The 3,573-nt window shown below is 51.5% G+C and carries 2 rRNA genes; both read right to left on the bottom strand.

Going from position 1 to position 3,573, the window contains the following annotated elements:
• Positions 1 to 45: 45 nt before the first annotated feature.
• A 5S ribosomal RNA gene (gene rrf / locus FDY93_RS18955) occupies positions 46 to 161 on the bottom strand.
• Positions 162 to 372: 211 nt separating this feature from the next.
• Positions 373 to 3,255, bottom strand: a 23S ribosomal RNA gene (locus tag FDY93_RS18950).
• Between the last annotated feature and the right edge of the window lie 318 nt (positions 3,256 to 3,573).

The following is a 3,573-nucleotide window of genomic DNA, read 5'->3' as shown; positions in this document are numbered from 1 at the left end:
AAAAAAAGGGCCACCCGTTTGGGTGGCCCTTTCTTTTATTTAGAAGCCTGACGATGACCTACTCTCACATGGGGAAACCCCACACTACCATCGGCGATGTTGCGTTTCACTTCTGAGTTCGGCAAGGGATCAGGTGGTTCCACAACTCTATGGTCGTCAGGCAAACTGGCTTGGGTTGGTGTTGGTCTTACGGGCTGTGCCCTGCGCTACCGTTTGATTGTCTGTCTGCCTTCGCTGTACTCAGCGATAACAATCAACCCAAATAAGTCGGCGAAACATTCTGTAGTAATACACCGCAAGTCGATCTCTTGCGAGTAGCTTGCGCGTCTCTCGGACTTCACAATCCGAATCGTTAGTAACCATCTCTGTTGTATGGTCAAGCCGCACGGGCAATTAGTACTGGTTAGCTCAACGCCTCACAACGCTTCCACACCCAGCCTATCAACGTGGTAGTCTTCCACGGCCCTTTAGGAGACTCGAAGTCTCAGGGAGATCTCATCTTGAAGGAGGCTTCCCGCTTAGATGCTTTCAGCGGTTATCCCGTCCGAACATAGCTACCCGGCAATGCCACTGGCGTGACAACCGGAACACCAGAGGTTCGTTCACTCCGGTCCTCTCGTACTAGGAGCAACTCTTCTCAAATCTCCAACGCCCACGGCAGATAGGGACCGAACTGTCTCACGACGTTCTAAACCCAGCTCGCGTACCACTTTAAATGGCGAACAGCCATACCCTTGGGACCGGCTTCAGCCCCAGGATGTGATGAGCCGACATCGAGGTGCCAAACACCGCCGTCGATGTGAACTCTTGGGCGGTATCAGCCTGTTATCCCCGGAGTACCTTTTATCCGTTGAGCGATGGCCCTTCCATACAGAACCACCGGATCACTATGACCTACTTTCGTACCTGCTCGACATGTCTGTCTCGCAGTCAAGCGCACTTATACCATTATGCTCATTGCATGATTTCCGACCATGCTGAGTGCACCTTCGTACTCCTCCGTTACTCTTTGGGAGGAGACCGCCCCAGTCAAACTACCCACCATACACTGTCCTCGATCCGGATTACGGACCAGAGTTAGAACCTCAAACATACCAGGGTGGTATTTCAAGGATGGCTCCACAAGAACTGGCGTTCCTGCTTCAAAGCCTCCCACCTATCCTACACAAGTAGGCTCAAAGTTCAGTGCAAAGCTATAGTAAAGGTTCACGGGGTCTTTCCGTCTAGCCGCGGGTACACTGCATCTTAACAGCGATTTCAATTTCACTGAGTCTCTGGTGGAGACAGCGTGGCCATCGTTACGCCATTCGTGCAGGTCGGAACTTACCCGACAAGGAATTTCGCTACCTTAGGACCGTTATAGTTACGGCCGCCGTTTACCGGGGCTTCGATCAAGAGCTTCGCTTGCGCTAACCCCATCAATTAACCTTCCGGCACCGGGCAGGCGTCACACCCTATACGTCCACTTACGTGTTTGCAGAGTGCTATGTTTTTAATAAACAGTCGCAGCCACCTGGTCACTTCGACCGGCCTCAGCTTAGGGAGCAAGTCCCATCACCAAAACCGGCGTACCTTCTCCCGAAGTTACGGTACCATTTTGCCTAGTTCCTTCACCAGAGTTCTCTCAAGCGCCTTGGTATTCTCTACCTGACCACCTGTGTCGGTTTAGAGTACGGTTCGCAATTGCCTGAAGCTTAGAAGTTTTTCCTGGAAGCAGGGCATCAACCACTTCGTCTCTAAAAGAGACTCGTCATCAGTTCTCAGCCTTAGGGGACCGGATTTGCCTAATCCCCCAGCCTACGACCTTAAACATGGACAACCAATCGCCATGCTGGCCTAGCCTTCTCCGTCACTCCATCGCAGCAATTGCAAGTACAGGAATATTAACCTGTTTCCCATCGACTACGGCTTTCGCCCTCGCCTTAGGGGCCGACTAACCCTGTCCCGATTAGCGTTGGACAGGAACCCTTGGTCTTCCGGCGGGGAGGTTTTTCACCCCCCTTGTCGTTACTCATGTCAGCATTCGCACTTGTGATACCTCCAGCAAACCTCACAGTTCACCTTCAACGGCTTACACAACGCTCCTCTACCATGCTCATAAGAGCATCCGCAGCTTCGGTTACCAGTTTGAGCCCCGGTATATCTTCCGCGCAGGCCGACTCGACTAGTGAGCTATTACGCTTTCTTTAAAGGATGGCTGCTTCTAAGCCAACCTCCTAGCTGTCTGGGCCTTCCCACATCGTTTCCCACTTAACTGGTATTTGGGACCTTAGCTGGCGGTCTGGGTTGTTTCCCTTTTCACGACGGACGTTAGCACCCGCCGTGTGTCTCCCGCGATTGCACTCCTCGGTATTCGGAGTTTGCATGGGGTTGGTAAGTCGGGATGACCCCCTAGCCCAAACAGTGCTCTACCCCCGAGGGTGAGACGCGAGGCGCTACCTAAATAGCTTTCGAGGAGAACCAGCTATCTCCCGGCTTGATTAGCCTTTCACTCCGATCCACAGGTCATCCGCTACTTTTTCAACAGGAGTCGGTTCGGTCCTCCAGTTGATGTTACTCAACCTTCAACCTGCCCATGGATAGATCGCCGGGTTTCGGGTCTATTGCCTGCAACTAAACGCCCTATTAAGACTCGATTTCTCTACGGCTCCCCTATGCGGTTAACCTTGCTACAGACAATAAGTCGCTGACCCATTATACAAAAGGTACGCAGTCACACCACGAAGGTGCTCCTACTGCTTGTACGTATACGGTTTCAGGTTCTATTTCACTCCCCTCTCCGGGGTTCTTTTCGCCTTTCCCTCACGGTACTGGTTCACTATCGGTCAGCTGGGAGTATTTAGCCTTGGAGGATGGTCCCCCCATATTCAGTCAAGATAACACGTGTCCCGACCTACTCGATTTCACTCAATGTGCCTTTTCGTGTACGGGGCTATCACCCTGTATCGCGGAACTTTCCAGATCCTTCCACTAAGACATAAAGAGCTTAAGGGCTAGTCCCCTTTCGCTCGCCGCTACTCAGGGAATCTCGGTTGATTTCTTTTCCTCCGGGTACTTAGATGTTTCAGTTCCCCGGGTTCGCCTCACATAGCTATGTATTCACTATGTGATACCCGCAAGCGGGTGGGTTTCCCCATTCGGACATCCTAGGATCAAAGCTTGTGTGCCAGCTCCCCTAGACTTTTCGCAGGCTCCTACGTCCTTCATCGCCTCCAGCTGCCAAGGCATCCACCGTATACGCTTAGTCGCTTGACCATACAACACAAACGACTACTAACGACTTTGTGCTTTTCCAAATCGTCTTATGCGGCGTTGCTGCTCTTCGCTTACTCGGTCACGTACTAATGTACGCTCCCTCACTCGCTCATCGCGCGCCTTGCCTAAGACAATTTGGCTTCGCACAACCTTATTGAAGGGTATTCAATAAGGTTTCCGGATTTGTGTGGCTTGAGAGACACACAATTTAATTGCTGATTGAGTGTTGTTAGCACTCAACCTCGCCTTGCAGTGTATTACTACAAAATGTTTCACCTTGTTAAAGAGCATCTGATGTAAAAATCAGGAAGCTAATCT

The organism is Microbulbifer harenosus, from assembly GCF_005771435.1.
Taxonomy (GTDB): Bacteria; Pseudomonadota; Gammaproteobacteria; order Pseudomonadales; family Cellvibrionaceae; genus Microbulbifer; species Microbulbifer harenosus.
The sequence above is the reverse complement of the archived record's forward strand: the minus strand, read 5'-3'. Positions and strand labels throughout refer to the sequence as shown.